The organism is Methylobacterium sp. WL64, assembly GCF_008039945.1.
In the GTDB taxonomy this organism is placed as follows: Bacteria; Pseudomonadota; Alphaproteobacteria; order Rhizobiales; family Beijerinckiaceae; genus Methylobacterium.
In genome coordinates this window covers 54,591-78,669 of sequence record NZ_VRVA01000009.1, presented here as the reverse complement: position 1 = coordinate 78,669, position 24,079 = coordinate 54,591, and the positions used below count along the sequence as shown (strand labels likewise).

The 24,079-nt window shown below is 70.2% G+C and carries 27 protein-coding genes and 2 pseudogenes; 16 read left to right on the top strand and 13 right to left on the bottom strand.

Annotation, left to right across the window (positions count from 1 at the left end):
• Window positions 1–3 precede the first annotated feature (3 nt).
• Window positions 4–150, bottom strand: coding sequence for a hypothetical protein (locus tag FV242_RS34405; protein ID WP_187278355.1), 147 nt, complete (start codon window positions 148–150; stop codon window positions 4–6).
• A 207-nt stretch (window positions 151–357) separates the two neighbouring features.
• On the opposite strand from FV242_RS34405, the gene bchO reads away from it, so the two are divergent.
• The 3 genes and pseudogenes from bchO to FV242_RS35360 all read left to right on the top strand — a co-directional run.
• Window positions 358–1,263, top strand: a complete 906-nt coding sequence (bchO, locus tag FV242_RS07235) for an alpha/beta fold hydrolase BchO (protein ID WP_147938457.1) — start codon at window positions 358–360, stop codon at window positions 1,261–1,263.
• Between the two features lie 90 nt (window positions 1,264–1,353).
• On the top strand, window positions 1,354–2,124 hold the full coding sequence (locus tag FV242_RS07230; protein ID WP_147938456.1) for a gamma-glutamyl-gamma-aminobutyrate hydrolase family protein: 771 nt from the start codon (window positions 1,354–1,356) through the stop codon (window positions 2,122–2,124).
• 202 nt (window positions 2,125–2,326) lie between these two features.
• Window positions 2,327–2,682, top strand: a pseudogene (locus FV242_RS35360) (outer membrane protein); the annotation flags it as partial.
• Between the two features lie 230 nt (window positions 2,683–2,912).
• On the opposite strand, the gene FV242_RS07220 reads toward FV242_RS35360, so the two are convergent.
• Together FV242_RS07220 and FV242_RS07215 are read right to left on the bottom strand one after the other, a co-directional pair.
• Window positions 2,913–3,125, bottom strand: coding sequence for a hypothetical protein (locus FV242_RS07220; RefSeq protein ID WP_147938455.1), 213 nt, complete (start codon window positions 3,123–3,125; stop codon window positions 2,913–2,915).
• Window positions 3,126–3,165: 40 nt separating this feature from the next.
• Window positions 3,166–3,348, bottom strand: a complete 183-nt coding sequence (locus FV242_RS07215; protein WP_147909061.1) for a hypothetical protein — start codon at window positions 3,346–3,348, stop codon at window positions 3,166–3,168.
• Between the two features lie 332 nt (window positions 3,349–3,680).
• Between FV242_RS07215 and FV242_RS07210 the strand changes: the two genes are divergently transcribed.
• The gene (locus tag FV242_RS07210; RefSeq protein WP_147938454.1) at window positions 3,681–4,556 is read left to right on the top strand and encodes an SDR family oxidoreductase; all 876 of its coding nucleotides are present in this window, start codon (window positions 3,681–3,683) and stop codon (window positions 4,554–4,556) included.
• Between the two features lie 196 nt (window positions 4,557–4,752).
• A complete protein-coding gene (dusA, locus tag FV242_RS07205; protein WP_147909059.1) occupies window positions 4,753–5,769 on the top strand; it encodes a tRNA dihydrouridine(20/20a) synthase DusA in 1,017 nt (338 codons plus the stop codon).
• A gap of 106 nt (window positions 5,770–5,875) precedes the next feature.
• Here the strand turns inward: dusA and FV242_RS07200 are convergent, their stop codons facing one another.
• From FV242_RS07200 to cobS, 3 genes are read right to left on the bottom strand one after another with little or no spacing between them, the layout of a single operon-like run.
• The gene (locus FV242_RS07200; RefSeq protein WP_147938453.1) at window positions 5,876–6,568 is read right to left on the bottom strand and encodes a TIGR02281 family clan AA aspartic protease; all 693 of its coding nucleotides are present in this window, start codon (window positions 6,566–6,568) and stop codon (window positions 5,876–5,878) included.
• Complete coding sequence (locus tag FV242_RS07195; protein ID WP_147909057.1) at window positions 6,565–6,777, bottom strand: DUF1289 domain-containing protein; 213 nt, start codon at window positions 6,775–6,777, stop codon at window positions 6,565–6,567. Before FV242_RS07195 ends, FV242_RS07200 begins: the two co-directional genes overlap by 4 nt.
• 52 nt (window positions 6,778–6,829) lie before the next feature.
• Window positions 6,830–7,654 (bottom strand): adenosylcobinamide-GDP ribazoletransferase, encoded by an 825-nt coding sequence (cobS, locus tag FV242_RS07190; RefSeq protein WP_147938452.1) that lies wholly within the window; start codon window positions 7,652–7,654, stop codon window positions 6,830–6,832.
• 132 nt (window positions 7,655–7,786) lie between these two features.
• Between cobS and cobT the strand changes: the two genes are divergently transcribed.
• Complete coding sequence (gene cobT / locus FV242_RS07185; RefSeq protein ID WP_147938451.1) at window positions 7,787–8,824, top strand: nicotinate-nucleotide--dimethylbenzimidazole phosphoribosyltransferase; 1,038 nt, start codon at window positions 7,787–7,789, stop codon at window positions 8,822–8,824.
• 45 nt (window positions 8,825–8,869) lie between these two features.
• On the opposite strand, the pseudogene FV242_RS36045 reads toward cobT, so the two are convergent.
• A pseudogene (locus tag FV242_RS36045) lies at window positions 8,870–9,910 on the bottom strand (methyl-accepting chemotaxis protein).
• 453 nt (window positions 9,911–10,363) lie between these two features.
• On the opposite strand from FV242_RS36045, the gene queD reads away from it, so the two are divergent.
• Window positions 10,364–10,720 carry a 6-carboxytetrahydropterin synthase QueD gene (queD, locus tag FV242_RS07175; RefSeq protein ID WP_147855190.1) on the top strand — a complete coding sequence of 119 codons (357 nt, stop codon included), beginning with the start codon at window positions 10,364–10,366 and terminating at the stop codon, window positions 10,718–10,720.
• Window positions 10,710–11,429, top strand: coding sequence for a 7-cyano-7-deazaguanine synthase QueC (gene queC / locus FV242_RS07170; protein ID WP_147938449.1), 720 nt, complete (start codon window positions 10,710–10,712; stop codon window positions 11,427–11,429). Before queD ends, queC begins: the two co-directional genes overlap by 11 nt.
• On the opposite strand, the gene FV242_RS07165 is transcribed toward queC, so the two are convergent.
• Window positions 11,416–11,982 (bottom strand): TetR/AcrR family transcriptional regulator, encoded by a 567-nt coding sequence (locus FV242_RS07165; RefSeq protein ID WP_147938448.1) that lies wholly within the window; start codon window positions 11,980–11,982, stop codon window positions 11,416–11,418. The two genes, queC and FV242_RS07165, sit on opposite strands and share 14 nt — an antisense overlap.
• Window positions 11,983–12,110: 128 nt before the next feature.
• Here FV242_RS07165 and FV242_RS07160 point away from each other — a divergent pair, with 128 nt between their 5' ends.
• The 4 genes from FV242_RS07160 to panB all read left to right on the top strand — a co-directional run bounded on the left by FV242_RS07160 (window position 12,111) and on the right by panB (window position 15,665).
• A complete protein-coding gene (locus FV242_RS07160; RefSeq protein WP_147938447.1) occupies window positions 12,111–13,082 on the top strand; it encodes a quinoprotein relay system zinc metallohydrolase 2 in 972 nt (323 codons plus the stop codon).
• Window positions 13,083–13,123: 41 nt separating this feature from the next.
• Complete coding sequence (locus tag FV242_RS07155; protein ID WP_147909049.1) at window positions 13,124–13,942, top strand: quinoprotein dehydrogenase-associated SoxYZ-like carrier; 819 nt, start codon at window positions 13,124–13,126, stop codon at window positions 13,940–13,942.
• Between the two features lie 2 nt (window positions 13,943–13,944).
• Window positions 13,945–14,541: a rhodanese-like domain-containing protein gene (locus tag FV242_RS07150; RefSeq protein ID WP_147938446.1), complete on the top strand. Its 597-nt coding sequence runs from the start codon at window positions 13,945–13,947 to the stop codon at window positions 14,539–14,541.
• 305 nt (window positions 14,542–14,846) lie between these two features.
• Window positions 14,847–15,665 (top strand): 3-methyl-2-oxobutanoate hydroxymethyltransferase, encoded by an 819-nt coding sequence (gene panB, locus FV242_RS07145; RefSeq protein ID WP_147938445.1) that lies wholly within the window; start codon window positions 14,847–14,849, stop codon window positions 15,663–15,665.
• A 15-nt stretch (window positions 15,666–15,680) separates the two neighbouring features.
• Here the strand turns inward: panB and FV242_RS07140 are convergent, their stop codons facing one another.
• Window positions 15,681–16,550 carry a LysR family transcriptional regulator gene (locus FV242_RS07140; RefSeq protein WP_187278353.1) on the bottom strand — a complete coding sequence of 290 codons (870 nt, stop codon included), beginning with the start codon at window positions 16,548–16,550 and terminating at the stop codon, window positions 15,681–15,683.
• 77 nt (window positions 16,551–16,627) lie between these two features.
• Between FV242_RS07140 and FV242_RS07135 the strand changes: the two genes are divergently transcribed.
• Window positions 16,628–17,848 (top strand): YbfB/YjiJ family MFS transporter, encoded by a 1,221-nt coding sequence (locus FV242_RS07135; protein WP_147938443.1) that lies wholly within the window; start codon window positions 16,628–16,630, stop codon window positions 17,846–17,848.
• A 72-nt stretch (window positions 17,849–17,920) separates the two neighbouring features.
• On the opposite strand, the gene FV242_RS07130 is transcribed toward FV242_RS07135, so the two are convergent.
• Window positions 17,921–18,916, bottom strand: a complete 996-nt coding sequence (locus FV242_RS07130) for a hypothetical protein (protein ID WP_147909044.1) — start codon at window positions 18,914–18,916, stop codon at window positions 17,921–17,923.
• Window positions 18,917–19,118: 202 nt separating this feature from the next.
• Between FV242_RS07130 and thiE the strand changes: the two genes are divergently transcribed.
• The 3 genes from thiE (at window position 19,119) to FV242_RS07115 (ending at window position 21,364) form a co-directional block, all read left to right on the top strand.
• Window positions 19,119–19,829, top strand: a complete 711-nt coding sequence (gene thiE / locus FV242_RS07125) for a thiamine phosphate synthase (protein ID WP_147938442.1) — start codon at window positions 19,119–19,121, stop codon at window positions 19,827–19,829.
• Complete coding sequence (gene thiD, locus FV242_RS07120; protein ID WP_147938441.1) at window positions 19,826–20,641, top strand: bifunctional hydroxymethylpyrimidine kinase/phosphomethylpyrimidine kinase; 816 nt, start codon at window positions 19,826–19,828, stop codon at window positions 20,639–20,641. The genes thiE and thiD overlap by 4 nt, the downstream gene beginning before the upstream one ends.
• Before the next feature lie 96 nt (window positions 20,642–20,737).
• The gene (locus FV242_RS07115) at window positions 20,738–21,364 is read left to right on the top strand and encodes a helix-turn-helix domain-containing protein (RefSeq protein WP_147938440.1); all 627 of its coding nucleotides are present in this window, start codon (window positions 20,738–20,740) and stop codon (window positions 21,362–21,364) included.
• 21 nt (window positions 21,365–21,385) lie between these two features.
• On the opposite strand, the gene FV242_RS07110 is transcribed toward FV242_RS07115, so the two are convergent.
• The 3 genes from FV242_RS07110 to FV242_RS07100 form a co-directional block, all read right to left on the bottom strand.
• The gene (locus tag FV242_RS07110; RefSeq protein WP_147938439.1) at window positions 21,386–21,967 is read right to left on the bottom strand and encodes an ABC-type transport auxiliary lipoprotein family protein; all 582 of its coding nucleotides are present in this window, start codon (window positions 21,965–21,967) and stop codon (window positions 21,386–21,388) included.
• Window positions 21,968–22,088: 121 nt separating this feature from the next.
• Window positions 22,089–23,171 (bottom strand): MlaD family protein, encoded by a 1,083-nt coding sequence (locus tag FV242_RS07105; protein WP_147909039.1) that lies wholly within the window; start codon window positions 23,169–23,171, stop codon window positions 22,089–22,091.
• Between the two features lie 98 nt (window positions 23,172–23,269).
• Window positions 23,270–24,079, bottom strand: a complete 810-nt coding sequence (locus FV242_RS07100; RefSeq protein WP_187277788.1) for an ABC transporter ATP-binding protein — start codon at window positions 24,077–24,079, stop codon at window positions 23,270–23,272.

The window sequence follows — 24,079 nt, the reverse complement described above, 5'->3', positions numbered from 1 at the left end:
GGATCAGAGGTGGTACCCGGCCCCGAGATCGGCGACGCGCTGGTTGTGGGACATCCAGGCGTTCAGCATCTCGCGGAACAGGCCTCGGAAGCTCCAGCGGCCGTTGGTCGAGCTGGCAAAGTGATGGGTCGAGGAGGTGAAGACGATCATGGCCGGTTCCAACGGTGAGAGATGCGCGGTGCCTGCGTTCGCCCCTTTGATGCTCTCGATGCTGCGTCGCAGCAATCCAGGCTGCGGCAGCGGTGGCATGCGATTTCCGCATGCGTTCTCAGTGCTTTACGAAATATTTCCAACCCAGAACGATAGCGCAGCCATGATCCATATAGCTACCTTTGGTGCGTCGCGGAACGATGGCCGGTGCTGAGGCCCCGCGACGCCGACCGGCCCGATTGGGCAGTCGAGGGCCGGGATTGGCCGCATCGGGACGCGAGCCGCTTCGTTGAGGCGGCGGGCCTGCGCTGGCATGTCCAGGAGTTCGGGCGGCCCGAGGCGCCGGTGCTGCTGCTCCTGCACGGGACCGGGGCGGCCACCCATTCCTGGCGCGGGCTCGCACCGCTCCTGGCCCACGATTACTTCGTCATCGCCCCGGACCTTCCGGGCCACGGCTTCACCGATCCCCTGCCGGACGCCGACCTGTCGCTGCCCGGCATGGCCAGGGCCGTGGCGGGGCTCGTGGGCGTGCTCGGACGCCCGCCCATCGTGGCGGCCGGTCACTCGGCTGGGGCGGCCGTGCTGGCGCGGATGTGCCTGGACGGGTCGATCGCGCCGCGCCTGCTCGCGGCATTTAACGGCGCGCTGGCGCCGTTGCCCGGGGCGGCGAGCCTGCTGTTCCCCGGCATGGCGAGGCTGCTGTTCCTCAACCCGTTCACGCCGAGGATCTTCGCCTGGACGGCGGACCGGTCGGCGGCCAAAAAGCTGATCGAGGGGACGGGCTCGCGGCTCGATCCGCAGGGCGTCGATCTCTACAGGCGCCTGTTCGCCCGGGCCGGGCACGTCCGCGGCGCCCTCGGCATGATGGCGAACTGGGACCTGGCCGGGCTGCACCGGGCGCTGCCGGAGCTCACGACCCGGACCCTGCTGATCGTCGGCGGCGACGACCGGGCGATCCGACCCGACACCGCCTTCTCGGTCCGCGACCGCTTGCCCGACGCCCGCGTCGCGCTGATCCGGGGGCTCGGCCATCTCGCGCACGAGGAGGCTCCCGAGCGGGTCGCCGAGGTGCTGCACGAGGAGGCCCGGGCCGCGGGCATTCTCGGCGTCTGACGGGACTGGCGCCGGGTTTGCGTGGGTCGTAGAGCCAACCGCAAGGTACAGGGCCTGCGGCGAGGCCAAGATGAAGGAGTGGCCGGGACGATGGCGAGACCCGTGATCGGCGTCATCGGAAACGCGCGCCTGCTCGACAACCGGTTCACGGCACAGATTGTCGGCCAGAACAACCTCCGGGCGGTGGCCGAAGTGGCCGGGGCCCTGCCGCTGATGTTCGCCGGCTGCCCCGGGATCACCGATCTCGGCGACCTCCTCGACACGGTCGACGGCATCCTGCTCACCGGCGGCCGCGCCAACGTCCATCCAACCCGGTTCAGCACCGCGGCGGACCCCGCCCACGAGCCCTACGACGAGGCCCGCGACGCGACGGCGCTTCCGCTGATCGAGGCCTGCGTGGCGCGGGGCGTACCACTGTTCGGCATCTGCCGCGGGTTTCAGGAGATGAACGTCGCCTTCGGTGGCAGCCTGCACCCGGAGATCCGCAACCTGCCCGGGCGCCTCAACCACCGGATGCCACGGCTCGAGAACGGCGAGATTCACCCGGACCTCGAAGTGGTGTTCGCCGACCGCCACGCGGTCCGCCTCACCCCGGGCGGCGCCTTCGCGCGGCTGCTCGGGCGCGAGACGATCCGGGTGAACTCCTTGCACGGCCAGGGCATCCTGAAGCCGGGCGCCCGTATCGTGATCGAAGGCATCGCCGAGGACGACACCATCGAGGCGATCCGCATCCATGACGCGCCGGGCTTCGCCCTGGGCGTGCAATGGCACCCGGAGCACGACGCCGCGACCAACCCGATCAACCGGGCGTTGTTTGCGGCGTTCGGGGCTGCGACGGCGCGGAGGCGGGCCTCACGATGAGAGGCGTTGGATAGACCCTGCGACGGCCCACTATCGACACCGCCGATCAGGCCGGCACCCTTCGATATCGCGCTGCTGCGAACGCATTTACTGCAGAAAGCAAATTGACCACACCGCGAAACGCTTTTGTTTTGATCTAGTAACAGCAGAACTGGGCGTCTGGGCGGGATCAGCACGGTCTGGCAGATGGGCAACGCGCTCGGGGACCCTGCGCGGGCGCGTCGGCTACGCCTTCGACCGCACCCTCGTGTACGGCACCGGCGGCTTCGCCTACGCAGGCGAGACCTACCGCGGCGTCTTCCAGACGGCGGCAGCTCGCGCGTCGAGACCGGCTATGCCGTCGGCGGCGGCATCGAGTTCGCCCTGCCCACCGATTCGGCGTTCAATATCTTCCACACCAACGCCGTGACCCTGAGAGGCGAGGCGCTGTACTACGATTTCGGACGCCGCACCGTCCCGGTCGTGGCGGTCGGACCGGGCGTCGGCGCCTACGTGGCGCGCTTCCGGAACGAGGGCGTGCTCGGCCGCTTCGGCTTGAACTACAAGTTCGGCAGCTAAAGCATCGCTCCGGAAGGCGGCCGCCGGCTCGTCGATGGCTTCGCGGTCCGCTCAGGACTGCAAGCGCTCGCCGCCGACAGGGATCCCGGCTCGGTCGAGCGAGGGCCTCGCATCAAGGATCTGGCGCATTCGGCAAAAGGCCGAGTAAGTATGGCCTTCTGTTTCCGTCGGTCGGCCTTTCGTCCTCCGCATCGGCCCTGACGAGCCCGAGCGGCGTTCGCATCCGCGCCTCACGGCCGCTTCGGCACCGGCCGCCGGCAATAGGCGCGCGCCTCCGCGTCCGAGAGGCCGTCCTGGGCCGTCACACATTGATCGAGGGTCAGGCCGATGCTGGCCGCGTAGGTCTGGTTCGGCGACAGGGCCTCGCGGGCGAGACCCGCCAGGTAGACCAGGAACGCGGCCACCGCGACTAGGGTCACGGCCACGATGGCGCGGTTCAGCATCGGTCCCGCTCCCCTCCACGCCAGATGCCCCCGCGGACCATCACGGGAAACCGACCAGCAGTTGCGCCAGCGCGAGCAGCACGAGGCCCGCGCAGATCAGCACGACGGCGGTGCGATCGAGATCAGGCCGGCCCATCGCGGGCCGGCCTAACCCATCGTGCCGGGTACTGGAACCGGTACGATACGCTGGCTTTCTGATGCGCATCGGCTTTTTGCCGAACACCGGTGGCCGCCTTTCAGGATAATGCTCCCGCATCCGCCGTAGAGCGGGCGGCGCCCGGCGCGGAGCTCACTGGAGTACGCCCCACAGGCCCGCGGCCAGGCCGAAGGTGAGCGCCAGCATCGCGGCGCCGAGCAGGGCGCTATCGATCCTGCGTGCGACGCGAGCCTCAGACTGCAACACGATCATGGCGCGCCCTCCCTCGGGCCGGAGAATGGGGAGCGCCTGTTGCTGCTCGATGTCCCCACGTCTCTGTCCCTATCGGCGCGTCGGCGCGGCACAGGAACACCCCGGTCGAGCCATCGTTGGACCCATAACCCAACGCGAGACCCCGCATGACCACAGATCCGCTGCACAAGTATCCCCGTCCGCCGTTCGAGGCGCAGCCGCAGAGCTTTCCGGGCAAGACCAGCCGCATGGCGCCCGAGCCCGATCACGGCGAGGACAGCTACAAGGGCGCGGGCAAGCTCACCGGCAAGGTCGCGCTGATCACCGGTGGCGACAGCGGAATCGGCCGCGCGGTTGCGATCGCCTACGCCCGCGAGGGGGCCGACGTCGCCATCTCGTACCTGCCCGAGGAGCAGGCGGATGCCGAGGCGGTCAGCGGCTGGATCGAGAAGGCGGGTCGGCGCGCGCTGCTGCTGCCGGGCGACCTCAAGGATCCCGCCTACGGCCGCTCGATCGTGGCCCGCACCGCCGAGACCTTCGGACGCCTCGACGTGCTTGTGAACAACGGCGCGTTCCAGCAGCCGAACCAGGGCCTGGACGCCATCGATGACGCCATCTTCGAGGACCATTTCCGCACGAACGTGTTCGGCCCGTTCTACGTGACCAAGGCGGCGCTCGCTCACCTGAAGCCCGGCGCGTCGGTGATCTTCACCTCCTCGGTGAATTCCAAGCATCCGATGCCGTCCCTCATGGCCTATAGTGCGACCAAGGGCGCACTGAGCAACATGGTGCTGAGCCTGTCCCAACTCCTGGCCGAGAAGGGCATCCGGGTGAACGGCGTGCTGCCGGGCCCGATCTGGACGCCGTTCATCCCGTCCGGGATGAGCCAGGATTCGGTGAAATCCTTCGGTAGCCAGGTGCCGTTCGGCCGCCCGGGCCAGCCGGCCGAGCTCGCCTCCGCGTACGTGATGCTGGCCTCCGAGGAGAGCAGCTACACGTCGGGGGCGCTCGTCACCGTGGCCGGCGCGATGCCGGTGTTCTGAGCCGGACCGCTCCCGCTTTCTGCATCCGGGAACACCGCCGGGCTTGCCACCGGGCGGTGTCCCACACCCGCGCGCTTTTCGAGGCTCGCCCGCCCGTGGTATCAACAGGCCTCCTCCTCGATCCACCGGAAGACACCGACCGCGCCCCGAGGCGCGGGGCGCCGGCAGGACACGGGTCAACACGGATCTTGCACACGTGACGGCGGCTGAGACTTGCGGCGCACTTCCGGGATGGCGGTTCTCCGTCGCCCCGATGATGGACTGGACCGATCGCCATTGCCGGGCCTTCCACCGCACCCTCTCGGCGCGGGCGCGGCTCTATACCGAGATGGTGACCACGGGCGCGGTGCTGCATGGCCCGCGCGAACGGCTGCTTGGGTTTTCCGAGCAGGAGCATCCGGTCGCGGTCCAGCTCGGCGGGTCGGATCCGGCCGAGCTGGCGCAGGCGGCGCGGATCGCGGCGGAGTTCGGCTACGCCGAGATCAACCTCAATGTCGGCTGCCCGTCCGATCGGGTGCAGGACGGCCGCTTCGGCGCCTGCCTGATGCGCGAGCCGGCCCTGGTCGGCGACTGCGTGGCAGCCTTGAAGGCAGCCGTGTCGGTTCCCGTGACGGTCAAGTGCCGGATCGGCGTCGACGACCAGGATCCCGAGGCGGCCCTGGATGCGCTCGCCGACGCGGTCGTGGCCGCGGGGGTGGACGGGCTGATCGTCCACGCCCGCAAGGCCTGGCTCCAGGGGCTGTCGCCCAAGGAGAACCGCGACGTGCCGCCCCTCGATTACGGCCGCGCCGCACGGCTGAAGCGGCGGCTCGGCGCCCTGCCGGTGGCGGTCAACGGCGGGCTGCGCGACCTGGATACGGTGCGCGCGCGCCTCGCCGAGGTGGACGGCGCGATGGTCGGGCGCGCCGCCTATACCGAGCCGGCGCTGCTGCTCGGCGTCGATCCGGAGCTGTTCGGCGTGGCCGCGCCCGTCCCAGACGCCTTCGCGGCCATGGCGGCGTTCGAGCCCTACCTGGCTGAGGTCCTGGCCCGGGGCGAGCGTCTGCATGCCGTGACTCGCCACATGCTCGGTCTGTTCAACGGGAGGCCCGGCGCCCGGGCCTTCCGGCGCCACCTCTCGACCCACGGAATGCGGCCCGATGCCGGACTCCAGACCCTGCGGGATGCGGTCGCCCTGGTCTCGCGCGAAGTGCCGGAGGCGCGGGCGGCGTGAGCGGCGCCCCGTCTCAGCGTATCGTGCCGGGCATCTGTACGATGCGCTAGATCACTGATCCGCATTGTCTTTTCCGAAGGCGGCAGCCGGCTCTCGGAACGATGCTTCAGGGCGGGCTCAGGATCAGCCGGTCGCCTCGGACCTCGTAGGCCGACAGGCGCGTCAGGAAGGTCTGGCCCAGCAGGTTGCCGGCCAGCGAGCCCGGCCGCGCCACCATGGCGTTCACCCGGCGCTCGGTGATGGTGCCGATGCGCAGAGAATCCAGCTGGATCGGCGCCGCATACGCGATGCCGTTGGCCGTGGACACCCGGGCGGTGAAGTCGGCCGCCGCCGGGGTGAGACCCAGGGCGGCGGCATTCTCGGCGGTCAGCACCACGCTGCTCGCGCCGGTGTCGAACAGGAACGGCTGCACGCGGCCGTTGACCTCGGCCTCGACCCGGAAGTCGCCGTCCGACCGCCGGGTGATCGTGACGCCGCCGCCGGGCCCGGAAACGGCCGAGCCCGGCCGGAGTTCGCCGAGCACCCGGCCCCCAACGCCCTGGATCTGGTCGCGGTAGCTGTAACCGATGACCAGGGCGAGCCCGATCAGCGCCCAGGCCAGGAGCGCCCGCAGGCTCGGGCCGAGCGAGGTCGTGATCTGCCGCCAGTAGCCGGCGACCACCAGGATCAGGATGCCCCCCGTCGAGGCGAGCCCGGCGAGGTGGTCGGGCTCGATTACGCCGCCGATGGTGTCGCTGCCGTCGCTGAGGACCAGCACGGCCATGACCAGCGCGATGGCGGCGAGCCCGAGATAGATCATGACGGCAGCGGCTCCTCGATAGGGATGAAACCCGCCGCGCGCAGCCGCGCGCCGAGACCGGCCATGATGGTGCGCCGCCGCGCCTCCGGCATCCCGCCCCAGGTGGCGATCTCGTCGCGGGTCCGACCGCAGCCGCGGCACAACCCGCTGCCGGCGTCGAGCACGCAGACCTTGGTGCAGGGGGACGAGGGTTTGGGCGCGGGCTGCATCGCGGATCCTTGGCCGACGGATCGTGGCCCGATCAAGGCCCTGAATGCCGCATCAATCCGCCAACGCCGCCACCAGGGCCAGCAGCGCGGCTATCTCGGCGAGCTGCTGGCAGGCGCCGATCACGTCGCCGGTCTGGCCGCCGATCTTGCTTCGGGCGAGCCGGGTGAGGGCGAGCGCCGCGAAGCCGGCGCACGGGATCATAAGCGCGACGCCGGCCACCGGCAGGCCGAGGAGAACGCTTCCCAGCGCGACGGCGAGGCCGCTGCCGAGGGCGATCCGAAGGCTCCCCCGGTCCGGGCGGCCGACCGCGGCGGAGAGCCCCCCGGGGCGGGCCGGCGGCAGCAGCACCATCGGGGCGAGCGCCGCGAGCCGCGACAGGGCGGCGACCAGGACGAGCGCGGTCGCGGCGGCGTAGCCGGCGCGGTCCAGGAGCGTCGCCAGCGCGCCGATGCGCAGGGCGAGCGCCAGGACCAGGGCCGCCCCGCCATAGGCGCCGATCCGGCTGTCACGCATGATCTCCAGGCGCCGTTCAAGCGTGGCGCCGCCCCCGAAGCCGTCGGCGACGTCGGCCAGGCCATCCTCGTGGAGCGCCCCGGTGGCCAGGACCATGACGGCCACCGCGAGGGTCGCGGCCAGGAACGGCCCGAGCCCGATCCACCAGCCGGCCGCCAGCGTCAGGGCGGCGGGCAGGGCCAGGATCACGCCGGCCAGCGGCAGCATCCGGGGCAGGGCGGTGAAATCGGGGACCCGGTGCGGATCGGGCTCGCCGGGCAGTTGCGGGACGGGCAGGCGGGAGTAGAACCGCAGGCACCCGGCGAGGTCGTAGAGGGCGGCGCGCCCGGGCCAGTCGGCCTCCCCGCCGGTCTGCCTGTCCATCGCGGTCACTCCCCCACCGCCCCCGGCGGGGCGAGCCGATCGCGAACGGTCGGGCGGCGCAGGACCACTATAGTCGCCCCGCCACGTCGCCGTCTCCCCGTTCGCGGGCGCCCACAGGAAATCATCGCCGCCATGACCGACGCCGCCAAGACTGATCCGGGTCCGTTCGACGACATCCGCAACCTGCTCAAGGCGATGCCGGGCCCGGACCGGGACGCGCAGGAGGCGGTGGCCGCCCGGGACGCGAGCCTGACCAAGCCGGCGGGCTCGCTCGGACGGATGGAGAGCCTCGTCTCCTGGCTGGCGGCCTGGCAGGGCAAGGCGCCCCCGAGCCTCGACAGGCCGCTGGTCTGCGTCTTCGCCGGCAGTCACGGGGTGACGCGCAAGGGCGTCTCGGCCTTCCCGGACGCGGTCAACCGCCAGATGCTCGACAACTTCGCGGCCGGCGGGGCGGCGATCAACCAGATCTGCGCGGCCTACGGGCTCGGCTTCAAGGTGTTCGACTTGGCCCTCGACATGCCGACCGGCGACATCACCGAAGGCCCGGCGCTCGATGAGCGCGCCACCGTGGCGACCATGGCGTTCGGCATGGAGGCGGTGGCCGCCGGCACCGATTGCCTCGGCATCGGCGAGATGGGCATCGGCAACACCACGGTGGCTGCCGCCCTCTACGCCGCCCTGTTCGGCGGCGAGCCCGCCCACTGGGTCGGACGCGGCACCGGCGTCGACCGGGATGGGCTCGCCCGGAAGGTGGCAGCCGTCGAGGCCGCGCTGGCTTACCATACCGGCCATCTCGACGACCCGCTCCAGGTGCTCGCCCGGCTCGGCGGCCGCGAGATCGCCGCCATGGCGGGCGCGATCCTGGCGGCCCGGCTGCAGCGCATCCCGGTGGTGATCGACGGCTACGTCGCCACCGCGGCGGCGGCACTGCTGCACGCCGTGGACCCGACCGCGCTCGACCATTGCCTGGCCGGCCACGTCTCGGCGGAGGGCGTCCACGCGGAGGTGCTGGAGCGGCTCGGCCTGGTGCCGCTCCTGGCCCTGGGGATGCGGCTCGGCGAGGGCTCGGGGAGCGCCATGGCGATCGGCCTGCTCAAGGGCGCGCTCGCCTGCCACACCGGCATGGCGACCTTCGCGCAGGCGGGCGTTTCAGGGAAGAGCGGCGGGTAGGCGTAGGACCGGACCTCGACGCGCTCGCCTCATTGAGGTCCGGTCTCAGGCGATGGATTTCTGCTCGATCACGCCACGCCACCCCATGCCCCGATAGGTCTCGTAACCGGGCGTCTCGTGGAACGCGACCAGGTCGCCGCGCTCGTTCAGATAATAGCCCTGCGCTTGATCCTCGGTGCGAAGTGGGTAGGTCTCGCTCAGCATGCCCTGCCCTCACGAGCAGGCGATCACCCGATGGCGCGCGTCCAGAAGCATCACGCGGGTCCGCTCCTTCTCGCCAGCCCCTAGCCGGACGCCGTCGACGATGGCCTTGGCTTGCGGCTGCCAGTCGAAATGGATCGCCAGAACGCCAAGTGGCGCGCCGTCGCTTCGACCGTCGGCGCGAATGCTCGCGCAGTAGGTGGCGACTTGCGCGCCCCGGAGCCGAGTCTCGGTCCGCACGTCGGCCACAGCGAAGGCGTCGCCGCTCCGCAGTGTCACGGCATCCCTGAACCAAGATTCTCGCCCGACCTCCGAGCCGACGACGTCCGGGTATGTGTCGGGGCGGCCGTTCGCGAGGACGCGGCCGTCCAAATCGCACAGCCACAGGTCCAGGTAGACTGTGTACGCAGAGAGGATGACGCCCAGACGTTGTGTAGCGTAGGCGACCGCCTCCGCGCTCGGGTCGGAGCCGCATGCGACGACCGCCGCGTCCGTTGCCCACCAGCGCACGTCGCAGGTCCGCTCGTAGAGATTACGGTCTATCAACTCGACGGCGTTCAGGGCCAGGTCCACGCTGCGGACGGCGGAAGCCTCGTCGGTCAGGCGGCTCACTGCCTGGGTCAGATCGTCGACGCCGGTACTCAGGTCCAGACGCAGGATCGAGGTCAGTCGATCGACCTGCGTCGACACGGCGCGGACTTCCTGGGCGACGACCGAGAAGCCCGGCCCCTTCTCGCCGGCATGCGCCGCCTCGATCAGCGCGTTCAGAGCCAGCAGCTTCATGCGGCTGGCAATGGTTTGAATGGATGTCAGATGCGAGGTCGCTTGGCTCTTCAATGTCTGAGCCGATATTTTCACAAGATCAGCAACAGCAAAATTGCTCATATCCGCCTCACGCACTTGACATAACGGGGATATTATCGAGTAAATCCGGCGTGAATAAATAAGCATAATCTATGCCATACGACATGGTGTCATGCAGTCCCATCGAAGATATGACTTTTCGAATATATCCATACGTTTAAATATCGAATTGATGTCATATGTGATGTAAGAATTCAAAAAATATTAATAACAATCTTGTTATTGTAGCGAGTAAATTTCAACAAATCTAATACTTTGCATAGATATAGGAAAACAGACGCAGAGAGGAAACGCCCATCTGCACGTCACGCTCGTTCACGCCCTGGAGGGATTGGGGCATCACAGCGGACGCTGGCGATCCGAGGGGAAATGGAGACGCGTCAGCCGGTTGCCTCCGTCGAACCATGTTTTGCATGGAGGCTATCGTCGGCGCTATTCCGGCGCTCCGACCGCCCGGCCTTGCGACCGCGACCCATGAACATCACCCAAGCCTTCACCTTCGAGGCGGCCCACCGGCTGCCGAACGTGCCCGCGACGCATCGCTGCCATCGGATGCACGGGCATTCCTACCGCGTCGAGCTGACCGTCTCCGGGCCCGTGGATCCCCATACCGGCTGGGTGATCGACTTCTACGATATCGAGAGCATCTTCGGGCCGCTGCTGGCACGGCTCGACCACCATTGTCTCAACGAGATCGAGGGGCTGGAAAACCCGACCGCCGAGAACATCGCGGCCTGGATCTGGCAACGGCTGCGGCCGGATCTGCCGGGGCTCGCCCGGGTGCGGGTCGCGGAGACGCCGATGTCCTGGGCGGAGTACGATGGCGACTGACGACACGATCATCGGCGACCGCTCGGCGCTGGTCCTGTTCTCCGGCGGCCAGGATTCGGCCACGTGCCTCGCCTGGGCGCTCGACCGGTACGACCATGTCGAGACGTTGGGGTTCGATTATGGCCAGCGTCACCGGGTCGAGCTGGATCGCCGGGCCGTGCTGCGGGCCGGCATGGGCCGCATCGACCCCACCTGGGCGGGACGCCTCGGAGACGACCACACGGTCGCGCTCGACGCGCTGGGAAAAATCTCCGAGACGGCGCTGACCCGGGACGCCGAGATCGGGTTCGAGGCGTCGGGCCTGCCCAACACTTTCGTGCCCGGTCGCAACCTCGTGTTCCTGACCTTCGCGGCGGCGCTCGCCTACCGGCGCGGCATCCGGAACGTGGTCGGCGGCATGTGCGAGACCGACTATTCCGGCTATCCCGATTGCCGGGACGACACGATCAAGGCGCTGCAGGTCGCGCTGAACCTCGGCATGGAGCGCCGTTTCGTGCTGCACACGCCGCTAATGTGGCTCGACAAGGCGCAGACCTGGGGCCTCGCCGAGGCTCTGGGCGGGCGGGCGCTCGTCGACCTGATCGTGGAGGACAGCCACACCTGTTATCTCGGCGAGCGCGGGGCACGGCATGCCTGGGGCTACGGTTGCGGCACCTGCCCGGCCTGCCGGCTGCGGGCGGACGGCTTCGCAAGGTTCACCGCGGCCTGAGACCGTCCACCAGCACCGCCAGCGTCCCCGAAAACGCCGCCGGGCTCGCGAACAGCCGCTCCATCAGCAGCGCCCCCTCCAGCGTAGCGATGACGTAGCGGGCGAGCGCGGCCGGTTCCTGGCCACGCTGGACGCTACCGTCAGCCTGGCCCGCGCGCAGGATCGTCTCCAGCCAGGCGAGATGCGTCTCGAAGAACGCCGCGATGTCGGCGCGCAGGCGCTCGGGCAGGGCCTCGCCCTCGATGGCCAAAGCCGCACACAGGCAGCCAAGCCCCTGCTCGACGCCGCCGAGATAGAGCCGGCCATAGGCCGCGATCCGGCCGGGACCGTCCGGCACCGCGGTGCCGATCGCCGTGAGGGCGCCGTCGTAGCGCGCCGCGTAAGCTGCCACCAGGGCGGCGCCGAGATCGACCTTGGTGGGAAAATGATGGTGGATGCTCGCCTTGCGGATCCCCACCGCCCCGGCGAGGTCGGCGTAGCTGAAACCGGCATAGCCGCGCCCCCGGACCAGAATCTCGGCTTGGCTCAGCAGCTCGGCCCGTGTGTCGCGCATCGCTCAGACATCGTTTCTGGGGCTCGCGCGAACGTGTGACGGTCCGGGGCCCGAACTCCAACATGCCACTTGACCACCGAAAGATCTACCTACTTAATGGTAGGCAAGAAGAATAGGGAGGTTCCGGCATGACGGCGTCCGCCGTCCATCAAGGCGAATCCGTCGCCGTAGGCCGCCCCCTGTCGCGGCGTCACGCCCTGTTCGCCGGTCTCTGCCTGTGCTGCCTGCCGGGTCTCGGGCGCGCCACCGAGGGCTTCGCGATGGAGGAGGTCGGACCCGGCATCTTCATGCGCCAGGGCCTGACCGCGGACGCTTCGCCCGACAATGCCGACGCCATCGCCAATATCGGTTTCCTCATCGGCCGGGACGGCGTGCTCGTGACCGAGACCGGCGGCAGCTTGGTGGACGGCCAGTGGCTGCGGGCCGAGATCGCCAAGCGAACCCCGAAGCCGATCACCCACGTGGTGCTGACCCATGTCCATCCGGACCACGTGTTCGGGGCAGGTGCCTTCGTGCAGGACAAGCCGGTCTTCATCGGCCACGCCAAGCTCGCCGAGGCCCTGCGTGCGCGGGGCGAATTCTACCGTCAGCGCCTGATCGAGATGCTCGGCGCCGATCGCACCGGGCCGGTGGTCTACCCGACGCTGAGCGTGGCCGACACGGCCGAGATCGACCTCGGCGACCGGCGCCTGACCTTCACGGCGCACGGGCCGGCCCATACCAGCTGCGACCTGTCGATGCGCGATTCCGCCAGCGGCCTTCTGTTCCCCGCCGACCTGCTGTTCGTGAACCGGATCCCGTCCCTCGACGGCAGCCTGCGGGGCTGGCTCAAGGAGATCGAGCGGCTGAAGGCCATGGGGGCGACCCGGGCGGTGCCGGGCCATGGGCCGGTCTCTGTCGATCTCGCCCCGGCACTGGACGACTTGAGCGGCTACCTGACCGCCCTGCGCGACGGCACCCGGGCGGCGATCGCCAAGGATGTCTCGATCGAGAAGGCGGTGGCCAGCGTCGCCCGGGACCAGCGGGACAAGTGGGCCCTGTTCGACACCTATAACGGCCGCAACGTCACCGTGGCCTATCAGGAACTCGAGTGGGAATAGTCGCTCGAACCTCCATATTGAGACCAACCGGGAGAAACGCCATGACGCTCAAGACCGCCCACGCGGCAGCGCTCGCCCTGATCCTCGCAACCACCGCCCTGTCGGGACCCGTCCGGGCCGCCGGCGCCTCCGACACCGAGCAGGAGCGGACCGCGCGCTGGCAGGAGATCGCCAAGTCGATCTTCGGCGACCGCGCCATCGAGACCACCGACAACCTGGTGAAGATCGACGCGCCGGCGCGCGCGCTCGACGCCGCCCTGGTCCCCATCACCCTGACCATGCCGCAGGACGGGCAGATCAAGGCCGTGTCGCTGATCATCGACGACAACCCGGCGCCCTACGCGGCCCGGTTCGAGTTCGGGCCGGCCGCCGACCCGACGGAGCTGAAACTCCGGGTGCGGGTCAACAACTACACCGACATGCATGCCGTGGTGGAGACCCAGGACGGCAAGCTCTACGAGGCCAAGCAGTTCGTGAAGGCGTCCGGCGGCTGCTCGGCCCCGATGGGCATGAGCGACGAGGAGGCCATGAAGGGCATGGGCGACATGCGGATGAAGTTCGCCGAGACGAAGGTCGGCAAGCCCGTGGAGGCGACGCTGATGATCCGCCACCCGAACTTCTCCGGCATGCAGATGAACCAGGTCACCCGCGACTACACGCCGGCCCGCTACATCGACAAGCTCACCGTCTCGGCTGGCGACCGCAAGGTCTTCACGATGACGGGCGACATCTCGATCGCCTCGAACCCGGTGATCAACTTCGCGTTCAAGCCGGACGGCAAGCCGCTCCAGGTCGCGGCGAGCGACAATGCCGGCGGCAGCTGGCAGCACAGCTTCACCCCGCCGAGCCCGACGAACTGACCATGCGGCGCGCATCCCTGATCGGTCGGCTGGCGGCGGCGTTGGCTGCCGTCGGCTGCCTCGCCGCCGCACCGGCCGATTCTCCCGTCAACGTGCCCGAGCCGGAGGGGCTCTACGCCGGCCCGCCCAAGGGCTACACCCCGCAAACCCTGCAGGGCGCCACGGTGGTCGATGCCGACGCGCTCGCCGCCCTGATGGCGGGGCCGGACAAACCGGTGCTGATCGACGTCGCCGCCCCCGATCGCAAGCCGTCGAACTTCCCCGAAGGCCGCCTCTGGCTGCCGGTGCATCCCTCGATCCCCGGCTCGATCTGGCTGCCGCTGGCCGGGGCCGAGCCGATCGCCCCGGAGCGGGAGGCCCTGTTCTACGCCCGGGTCGCGGAGCTGACCGGCGGCGAAACGGGAAAACCTGTCGTGGTGTTCTGCCATGTCGAGTGCTGGGGTAGCTGGAACGCGGCCAAGCGTCTGGTCCGCAAGGGCTATACCGGCGTGCGCTGGTTCCCCGAGGGCGTCGAGGGCTGGCAGGAGAGGCACGAGACCATGACCCTGCGGGAGGATCCGGCCTGGAAGGCTGCCGCCGAGCCCCAGGCGGGACGCTGACCCGCGGGGCGGTGCGGTGTATGAAGAGTACCAGAAGCACTGGGACGGGCCCGTCCTGTACGGGCTCGTTCAGCACATGGGTTTCCTTCCCCCTCTGCGGGGGAGGGTGGCTCGCGAAGCGGGTCGGGAGAGGGGAGCGCCGTTTCCGAAGGGGTCGCGGCGGAGCTGAGATCCTGCTTCGTCGTGCTGCGCATCTCCCGGCCTCTGCTGACGCAGGGGCCATCCTCCCCAACGAACGGGGAGGAAAAACCGTGGTGTTTCGGGCGCCCTCCGCCGACCCCGATGAGCCGAAAGAGGTCTGAACCATGTCGCAGGTCGTGCAGTCGCGCCGGCTCCGAGCCATCGACATCGGAAAGCGCAAAGCCGAGGGGCGCAAGATCATCGCGCTCACCGCCTACCATGCCCACACCGCCGGCATCGTCGATCCCTATTGCGACTTCATCCTGGTGGGCGATTCGCTCGGCATGGTGATGCACGGGATGGAATCGACCATTCCGGTGACCCTGGAGATGATGATCCTGCAGGCGCAGGCGGTGATCCGCGGCACCGCCAAGGCGTTGGTGGTGGTCGACATGCCGTTCGGCTCCTACGAGGCGAGCCGGGAGCAGGCCTTCCTCAACGCCGCCCGGGTGCTCAAGGAGAGCGGGGCGGGGGCGATCAAGATGGAGGGCGGGGCGCATTTCGCCGAGACGGTGGCGTTCCTGGTCCAGCGCGGCGTGCCGGTGATGGGCCATATCGGCTTGACCCCGCAGGCGGTGAACACGATGGGCGGGTTCAAGGTCCAGGGCCGGGCGCCGGACGACGAGCGCCGCCTGCTGGAGGATGCCCGCGCGATCTCAGAGGCCGGGGCCTTCGCGATCGTGCTGGAGGGCATCATCGAGCCGGTGGCGCGCGCCATCGCGACGTCCCCGCAGGTCACCGCCGCCACCATCGGCATCGGCGCCTCGGCGGTCTGCGACGGGCAGATCCTGGTGCTGGAGGATATGCTGGGCCTGTCCGAGCGCACTCCCAAGTTCGTCCGCCAGTTCGGGTCGCTGCGAGCCCATATCGAGGACGCCGTCAAAGCCTACGCCGACGCCGTGCAGGCCGGGCGGTTCCCGGCGGACGACCACACCTACGGGTAGGGGCGACCACGCGCCCTACGCCGGCGCGCTGGTCCCGGCCGCATCGGGCAGCAGCATCGTGAGCGCGCGCAGGGCCGCGCTGGCCTCCCCCTTCCAGACCAGGCGGGTCCGGTTGACGCGCAGGTGCGGCGGCAGCGGATGGCGCTCGACCGCCGTGCTCATCACCGCATTGTCGAGCACCGCCGCCGGCACGATGGCGATACCGGTGCCGGCGGCCACGCAGGCCACGATGGCGTGGTATGAGCTCATCTCCAGAACCCGGTCGTAGGACGCCCCATCCTCCGCCAGCCACGCGATCAGGCGCTGGCGATATGAGCAGCCGTGCGGGAACGCCACCAGGGTCCGCCGGCCGGAGCCGTTGCCGATCTCGGACGCGTTCCGGCCGGTGATCAGCACCAGTTCCTCGTCGAAGGCCGGCACCGACGACAGACTCACGTGATCGAACGGTTCGGAGACGAAGGCCGCCTCGATCTCGAAGCGCTCGAGGTGCCGGAGCATGGCGCGGCTCGTCCCGGTCTGCAGCTCGATCGTGACGTCGGGGAACTGTGCGTGGAAGGCCGACAGGATCGGCGGCAGCCGCGCGCCCGCCGCGCTCTCCAGCGAACCCAGCCGCAGGACGCCGCGGACCACACCGCTGCGCAGCTCCTGCTCGGCCAGATCGGCCATCCGCAGCAGCGTCTCGGCATGGCCCAGGAGAATGCGTCCCGCCTCGGTGAGGTTCAGGTTGCGGCCCTCGCGGCGGAACAGGGCCACGCCCAGCCGCGCCTCGAACTGCTTGATCCGGGTCGTCACGTTGGACGGGACCCGGTGCAGCCGCGTCGCCGCCCGTGTCACCCCGCCCTCCCGGACCACGCAGCGGAAAATATCGAGATCGTCCAGATCCATCGTTCTCATCAAGAGAACCGTACGTCACAAAAATTCATTTTCCAAGAACGTCCGACCGGTGTTCAAGAGGTGCCGCCATGAGCACGCACCCGCACGCCCCGACGGATCCGAAGCACCCAGCCTGGCCAATCGTCGCCAGCGGCCTCGTCGCCCTCGCGGTCGCGATGGGGATCGGCCGGTTCGCCTTCACGCCCCTGATGCCGCTGATGATGCGCGACGGCACCCTCACCGCCGCCGCGGGCGCCGAATGGGCGGCGGCGAACTATGTCGGGTACCTAGTCGGTGCGCTGACGGCCCCCTGGTTCGCCCGCGCTCCGCTCCGGGGCCTCCTCCTCAGCCTCGTCGGCGTAGCGCTGACGACGGTGTCGATGGCGGCGGCCGATCACGCCGCGCCCGCCGGCCTCGGGGCAGGATTGCGGGCCCTGGCCGGCGTGTTCAGCGCGTGGGCGCTGATCTGCGCGAGCGGCTGGTGCCTGGCCGAGCTTGCCCGGTGCCACGTCGCGCGGCTCGGCGCGTGGATCTACACCGGCGTCGGCCTCGGCATCGCGCTGGCCGGCGCGCTGGCCTGGCTGGGCGGAACCCAACCGGCGACGCGGCTGTGGCTCGAACTGGGCCTCGTCGCAGGGCTGGGTGCGCTACTCGTCGGGTTCCTGTCCCGGGGACAGGGCATGGCCCCGGCCCGGATCGAGGAGCGCGCGGGCGCGTCCTTCGCACGTCCTTCCCGGAGCGGGCAGGCGGCCCTGGTCCTGTGCTACGGCATCTTCGGGTTCGGCTACATCGTGCCGGCCACGTTCCTGCCGGCGATGGCCCGCGAGCTGGCCTCGGACCCCCGGGTGTTCGGCCTGACCTGGCCGCTGTTCGGCCTCGCCTCGGCCCTGTCGGTGGCGGCGGCGGCCCGGTGGCTGGCGAGCGTGCCGCGGCGGCTTCTCTGGGCGTCGGCCCAGGGCCTCATGGCGCTGGGCACCGGACTGCCCCTGGTCGCCCACACCCTGTGGGCGGTCGCAGCCTCTGCGGTGCTGGTGGGCGGCACCTTCATGGTTGCCACCATGGCGGGCCTGCAACTGGCCCGCGAGGCGCGGCCCGACAACCCGACGCCGCTCCTCGCCCGCATGACCGCCGCCTTCGCGGCCGGGCAGATCCTCGGGCCGGTGCTGGTGCGCCTGCTGGGTCCCGGCCGCCGCGCCGGCTGGGACGCCCTGGACTGCACCGGTGCCATCGCCACGGTTCTACTGGTGCTGACCGCCCTGTGGCTGTGGCGCGCCGCGCGCGCATCGCCCGAGAGGCTGGTGCCCGTCTGACACGGCGTCAGATCGCACAACCCGATCTCGTAAGCCCCCTGGCCGGCACCGTTGGGCGGCGCGCTGTGCCGATCACCCCACCCGCCGCGAGGGGAGCCGCAACCCCGGCGCCGGCCGTTCCAAGAGCACCTCCCGGCGGAAGCGCACCAGGCGTGCCGGCCGTCCGGCGGTGCCGCTGGTGAGGGCCTCGGTCTCCTCCACCAGACCCTGCTGGGCGACGAGCCGTCGAAAGTTCTGCTTGTGCAGCTGCGTGCCCGACAGGGCCTCGACGGTGCGCTGGAGCTGGAGCAGCGTGAAGGCCGGCTGCATCAGCTCGAACACCACCGGGCGGTACTTGATCTTGCCGCGCAGCCGTCCGATCGCGGTGGCCAGCACCCGGCGGTGGTCGAAGGCCATGGGCACGCCGGTCGGGTCGTTCGGCACCGCCGGGCCGGCGTTGCCCTTCGCCTCCGGAATCAGGCCAGCCTCGAACAGCAACTCGTAGCGCTCCAGCACGCGCTCCTCGTTCCAGGTGCCGCCGTTCATCCCGAAGGTGAGGCCGAGCCGGTCGAGGCGCCGGGTGCGGATCGCGCAATCCGCGGGCTCGGCGGCCCAGGCGGCGAGCCGCGTCTCGATCGCGTCGAGCTGGGGCGGCCGGCCTTTGCGGAAATCCTCGTACGGGAGGTAGCGGTACCAGTTCTGCCACGCCGCCTCGGCCAAGCCGGCCGGGCGCTCCTCCCGGACCAGGGCGAGGTAGGCCACCGAGAGCGAATGCGCGTCCGGCATGTCGGCGGTGCCGGAGCGGTCGCGGTCGCCGAAGGTGTAGAGCTGCTCGACATAGCCGAGGCGCTGGTGCGTCTGCCGCTCGACCCAGGCGCGCAGGCCCCGCTCCAGGGTGGCGTGCTCGGGCACGAGCGGCCCGGCCGGGAGGCCGTCGCCGCGGCCCGGGGCCTGATCCGGAACCCGAATGGTCAGGGCGCGCGGCTCCCCCTTGGTCGCCGCGACGATCACCGCGACGAGGCCCACGGAGGAGCGCTCCGGCAGGGCCTGTGCCCCGCGCGCACCCGTCTGCGCCTCGCCGACCGCCATCGTCCCTCTATAAAACCTCTCCCGCCGGGTGCGGGATCTCAGATCGATACGTCTCTATAGGGGCACAGGATCGCCGCGCGTCAACGCGGCCGTGTGACCGGACGTCTTGCAAAGCCGGCGGCCTCTGCCCAAACAGGGCCGCCCGAGATGCGCCGGCGCGGGGCCGGCGCGGGGCCAGTTCCGGCGGGGGCCGGCGACCAGAATGGCAGCGCGCGCGAACTCCGCGACAGCCGGAAGCCGGCCCGTCGACCTGCGGCTCTACGGCGTCCTCGATGTCGGCGTCTGCGGCGCCGACGGCGATCACCTGGCGCGGCTCGCCGCCGACGCGGCGACGGGGGGCGCGACCCTGCTCCAATACCGCGAGAAGGACATCCCGGACACCCGCGCCGCGCTGGCGCGGATCCGGGCGATCCAGGCTGCCGTGGGCGGGCGGGTGCCTGTGCTGGTCAACGACCGGGTCGATCTGGCCCTGGCGGCCGGGGCGGACGGCGTCCATCTCGGACAGAGCGACCTGCATCCGGCCGAGGCGCGCCGTCTCCTCGGGGAGGGGGCGATCATCGGGCTGACCGTGAAGACCGCCGCCCAAGCCGACGAGCTGTACCGGCTCCCGGTCGACTACGCCTGCATCGGCGGCGTGTTCGCCACCACCAGCAAGGACAATCCGGACCCGCCGGTCGGCCTCGACGGGTTTTCGCGCATCGCCTTCCGGGCCCGGCTTGCCCGGGGCTCCGGCTTGCCGCTCGGCGCCATCGCGGGCATCGGCCTGCACAACGCCGCCCCGGTGATCGCCGCCGGCGCGGACGGCGTCGCGGTGATCACCGCCCTGTTCGGGACCGAGCCAGTGCGCCAGCGCGCCCGGGAGCTGCGCGCGGCCATCGACGCCGCCCTGGCGGCGCGGGGAGACGCGAGGTGAGCGGCGCCAGCCCGATCGCGGTCACCATCGCGGGCTCGGATTCCGGCGGCGGCGCCGGCATCCAGGCCGACCTCAAGACCTTCTCGGCCTTGGGCGTCTACGGCGCCAGCGTGATCACGGCGCTCACCGCCCAGAACACCCGAGGCGTCCAGGGCATCCACGATGTGCCGGCCGATTTCGTGGCCCGGCAGATCGACAGCGTCTTCTCCGATCTGGCGGTCGATGCCGTGAAGATCGGCATGCTGTCGCAGATTGCGGTGATCGAGGCGGTCGCCGACGGGCTGTCACGGTGGGCCGGGACCGCCCCGGTCGTCCTCGACCCCGTGATGGTCGCCACCAGCGGCGACCGGCTGATCTCGGAGGACGCCGTGGCGGCGCTTCGCGAGCGGCTGATGGGCCGGGCCGACCTGATCACCCCCAACCTGCCGGAGGCGGCGGTGCTGCTCGGCGAGCCGGTCGCCGGGGACGAGGCGACAATCGTGGCCCAGGCCCGCCGCCTGGTCGGGCTGGGCGCTCGCGCCGTGCTGATCAAGGGCGGGCACGGGACGGGGGCGATGAGCATCGACCACCTCGTGACGCGGGAGGGTCACGCACAGACCTTCGCGGCCCAGCGAATCGCCACGCGCAACACCCACGGCACCGGCTGCACGCTCTCCTCCGCAATCGCGGCGGGGCTCGCCCGCAGCCTGACGCTGCCTGAGGCCGTGACGGCCGCCAAGAATTACCTCACGGCCGCGCTCACCGCGGCGGACCGGCTCGCGATCGGCGCCGGCCATGGGCCGGTCCACCACTTCCACGCAATCTGGCGCTAGCTCCCGATCGCCCCTGTCTTGCGTCGGGGCAGCGATTGCGTTTGAAGAAGCGCACGATCGTTCGGATAATGGAACGGCCAGGGTGGACCGGTGACGATGCAGGACCAGGCGGAACGGCCCGACCGGACGCGCGGACGCGACCTGCTGACCGGGGCACAGGTGCTCTCCGGCCAGCTCGGCAAGACGATCCAGCGCCTGCGCAAGGCCTACAACCTCTCACTGTCGGAACTCGCCGAGCAATCGGGCGTGGCAAAGTCAATCATCAGCCAGATCGAGCGCAACGAGACGAACCCGACGCTGGCGACGATCTGGCGGCTGTCCCAGGCGCTCGACGTGTCGATCGACCGTGTCCTGGCGTCGAGCGACGAGGAGCCGTTCATCGAGAAGACCTCCCGGGCGGACACCCCGATCCTGGTCTCGGAGGACGGCAAGGTCCGGCTGGCGATCATCGGCTGGATCAAGACGATCGAGTGGCTGCAATGGTACGAGGTCACGGCCGACCTCGGCGGCGTCCTCGATTCGGACCCGCACCAGCGCGGCTCGGTGGAATCGCTCTCGGTCGCCGAGGGCGCGTTCGAGGTCGAGATCGGCGGGATCGTGCAGCGCGCCCGGACCGGCGAGACCCTGCGCTACCGCTGCGACCGGCCCCACCTCGTGCGCTGCACCGAGGGCCCGGCCCGGGCCACCATGGTGGTGATCATGAAGGCCGCGGTGATGGAGTAAGGCGACCGAGGCCTCGGCCCGTCAACGCCCGGTATTCACCCAGCGCACCGCGTCGGCCAGCACGGTGGTCAGAGCCTGATCGAGGGCGCGGGCGCCGTTGCCGGCATCGATCTTGGACACCGGCACGCGGGCGGTGAAGATCCGGGCGGCAGTGACCTTGCCGGTACCGTCGGCCACGAGCTTCAGGGACAGGTCGACCACCGCCTCGCCGGTCGTCGCCTGGATGTCGAAGGCGCGGATCTCGCTGATCAGCTGGTAATCCGCCACGACCTTGTCGCCGGGCCGGCTGACCGAACGGAGCCGGCCGGAATTTTCCAGGCTCTGCAGGAGGCGGGTCTGGATCAGCCGCGGCAGCCGGTCGGCCCATTGGCCGCCGCCCAGGAAGGCGAGGGCGCCACCGGATTCCCGCACGATGATCCGGTCGGCCTCGAACGGCTGGATCCCCACCGGCTCCGACACCGCGATCGAGCGGCCGGCCGCAACCGGGCGCCCGGCCGGAGGGAGTGCCGCGAGATCGAAGGTCAGGGGCGTCGCACCGCCGCAGCCACCCAGCAGGGCGGCGAGCAGGGTGGCGGTGATGAGGTGGGACGAGCAGCGGGCCATACGCACAACCTGAGGAACCCCGCCGGCGAACGGCGGAGCTGTATAAGCTATGCCGCAGAAACTATCCCTCTCTCGTATAAGTGCCGTGCGCCGGGACACATCGGCCCGGCGCACGATGATTTCACCGGCCGCCGTTGTATTCGGGCAACGACGGCTTGCCGCCGAAGATCACCTGGCTCGGGTCGCGCTCCAGGCTGCGCACGGTGCGGTTCAGGGTGTTGAGGGTGCGCTGTCCGTCTCCCGACAGGGCCTCCACCTCCCGGCGGCCGGTCCCGCTCAGGCGGCCGAAATTCGTCGAGATGCTGGCGGTGCGCTTGTCGAGGTTCTCCGACATGACGCGGAAGGCCTTGCCGGCGTCGCGCACCGAGACCGCGGCCGCGCGGATCTCGGTGAACGTGCTGGAGCCCTCCTGGCCAGCGGCGGAGCCGAGGAAGCTCTGGGCGCCGTTGAGCACCGCGTCGATCTTGTCGGCCGAGGCATTGAGCTTGGCCGCCAGCGAGCGGGCGTCGTGCACGGCGCCCTCGATGTCGGGGCTGGACTTGGACAGGGCCGCCGAGAACCGGTCGGCGTTGTCGATGACGTGGCCGAGCTTCGCCCCGTCCACCGCCTTGACCAGGGTCGCGATGTTCGGGCCCGCATCGGCGAGCGTCTTCGAGAACGCCTCGACGTTGGTGAGCGCGCGATTGATCGCGCCCTCGTTGCCGGCCACGATCCGGTCCAGCCTGGCGAGCATGTCGTCGGCCCGCTGGGCGACCTGCCGGGCCAGCGCCATCATGTCCTGCATGTCGGAGGAATCGGCGAAGATCGTCGGCGGCTCCCCGTTGGCCATCGGGGCGAGCACGGGCGCGTCGGCGTTGCCGCCCGACAGGGAGATCACCGAGACGCCGGTCAGCATCGCCGAATCGAGCCGGGCGCGGGTGTCCGCCCGGAGCGGTGTCGAGGGGTCGACCTTGATCTGGGCGAGCACCCGGCGCGGGTCCTGCGGGGCGAGGCGGATATCGGTGACCTCGCCGACCTTGATGCCGTTGAAGTTCACGCTCGACCCGCGGGAGAGCCCGCCGACCGAGCCGGAGAACACGATGCGGACGACTTGGCTCACCTGCCGCGAGGAGCCGCCGGAGAGCCATAGCACGGTGCCGAAGCCCGCCAGGATGACGGCGAGGGTGAAGGCCCCGATGAGGGCGTAGTTCGCGCGGGTTTCCATGCGATCAGCCTGCGGTTCCGCTCGGCGAACACGGTCCGGCCGAGCTGCGTATCCACGATCCCGGATGGGACCGGGACGGGATCAGGGGGAAGAAGCGGTCAGGCATGCGCCGGCACCCCGGGGGTGATGGCCCGAGCCCGCTTGCCGTGGAAGTATGAGCGCAACCAAGGGTGGTCGCTCGCCAGCATCTCCTCGATCGTGCCGGCGGCGATGATCTGCCCGTCGCCCAGCGCCGCGATGCGGTCGCAGGCGGTGTAGAGGCTGTCGAGGTCGTGGGTGACCATGAACACGGTCAGGCCCAGCGTCTCCTTCAGGGTCGAGACGAGGTCGTCGAACTCGCCCGCGCCGATCGGGTCGAGGCCCGAGGTCGGCTCGTCGAGGAACAGGATCTCGGGATCGAGCGCCAGGGAGCGGGCGAGCGCCGCGCGCTTGATCATGCCGCCGGACAGCTCGGACGGCAGCTTGTCGGCTGCATCCGGTTGCAAGCCGACCATCTCGATCTTGAGCCGGGCGAACTCGTCGAGCAGGCGTTCGGACAGGTCGAGATGCTCGCGCATCGGCACCTGGATGTTCTGCTTGACGGTCAGCGCCGAGAACAGGGCGCCCTGCTGGAACAGCACGCCCCAGCGCTGCTCCATGCGGCGCCGCTCGGCATAGGTCATGCCGTCGACGTCGCGGCCGAACACCTCGATCGTGCCCGCCCGCTTCGGCGTCAGGCCCAGGATCGTCCGGGTCAGCACCGACTTGCCCTGGCCCGACGGCCCGACGAAGCCCATGATCTCGCCCGCGCGGATGTCGAGGTTCAGCCCCTTGAGGATGGTGCGGTCCCGGAAGCCGACCACGAGGTCGCGCACCCGGATGATGGGCGCGGGGCCGGCGGCGGTCTCGGGCATGGCGGGGGCGATCAT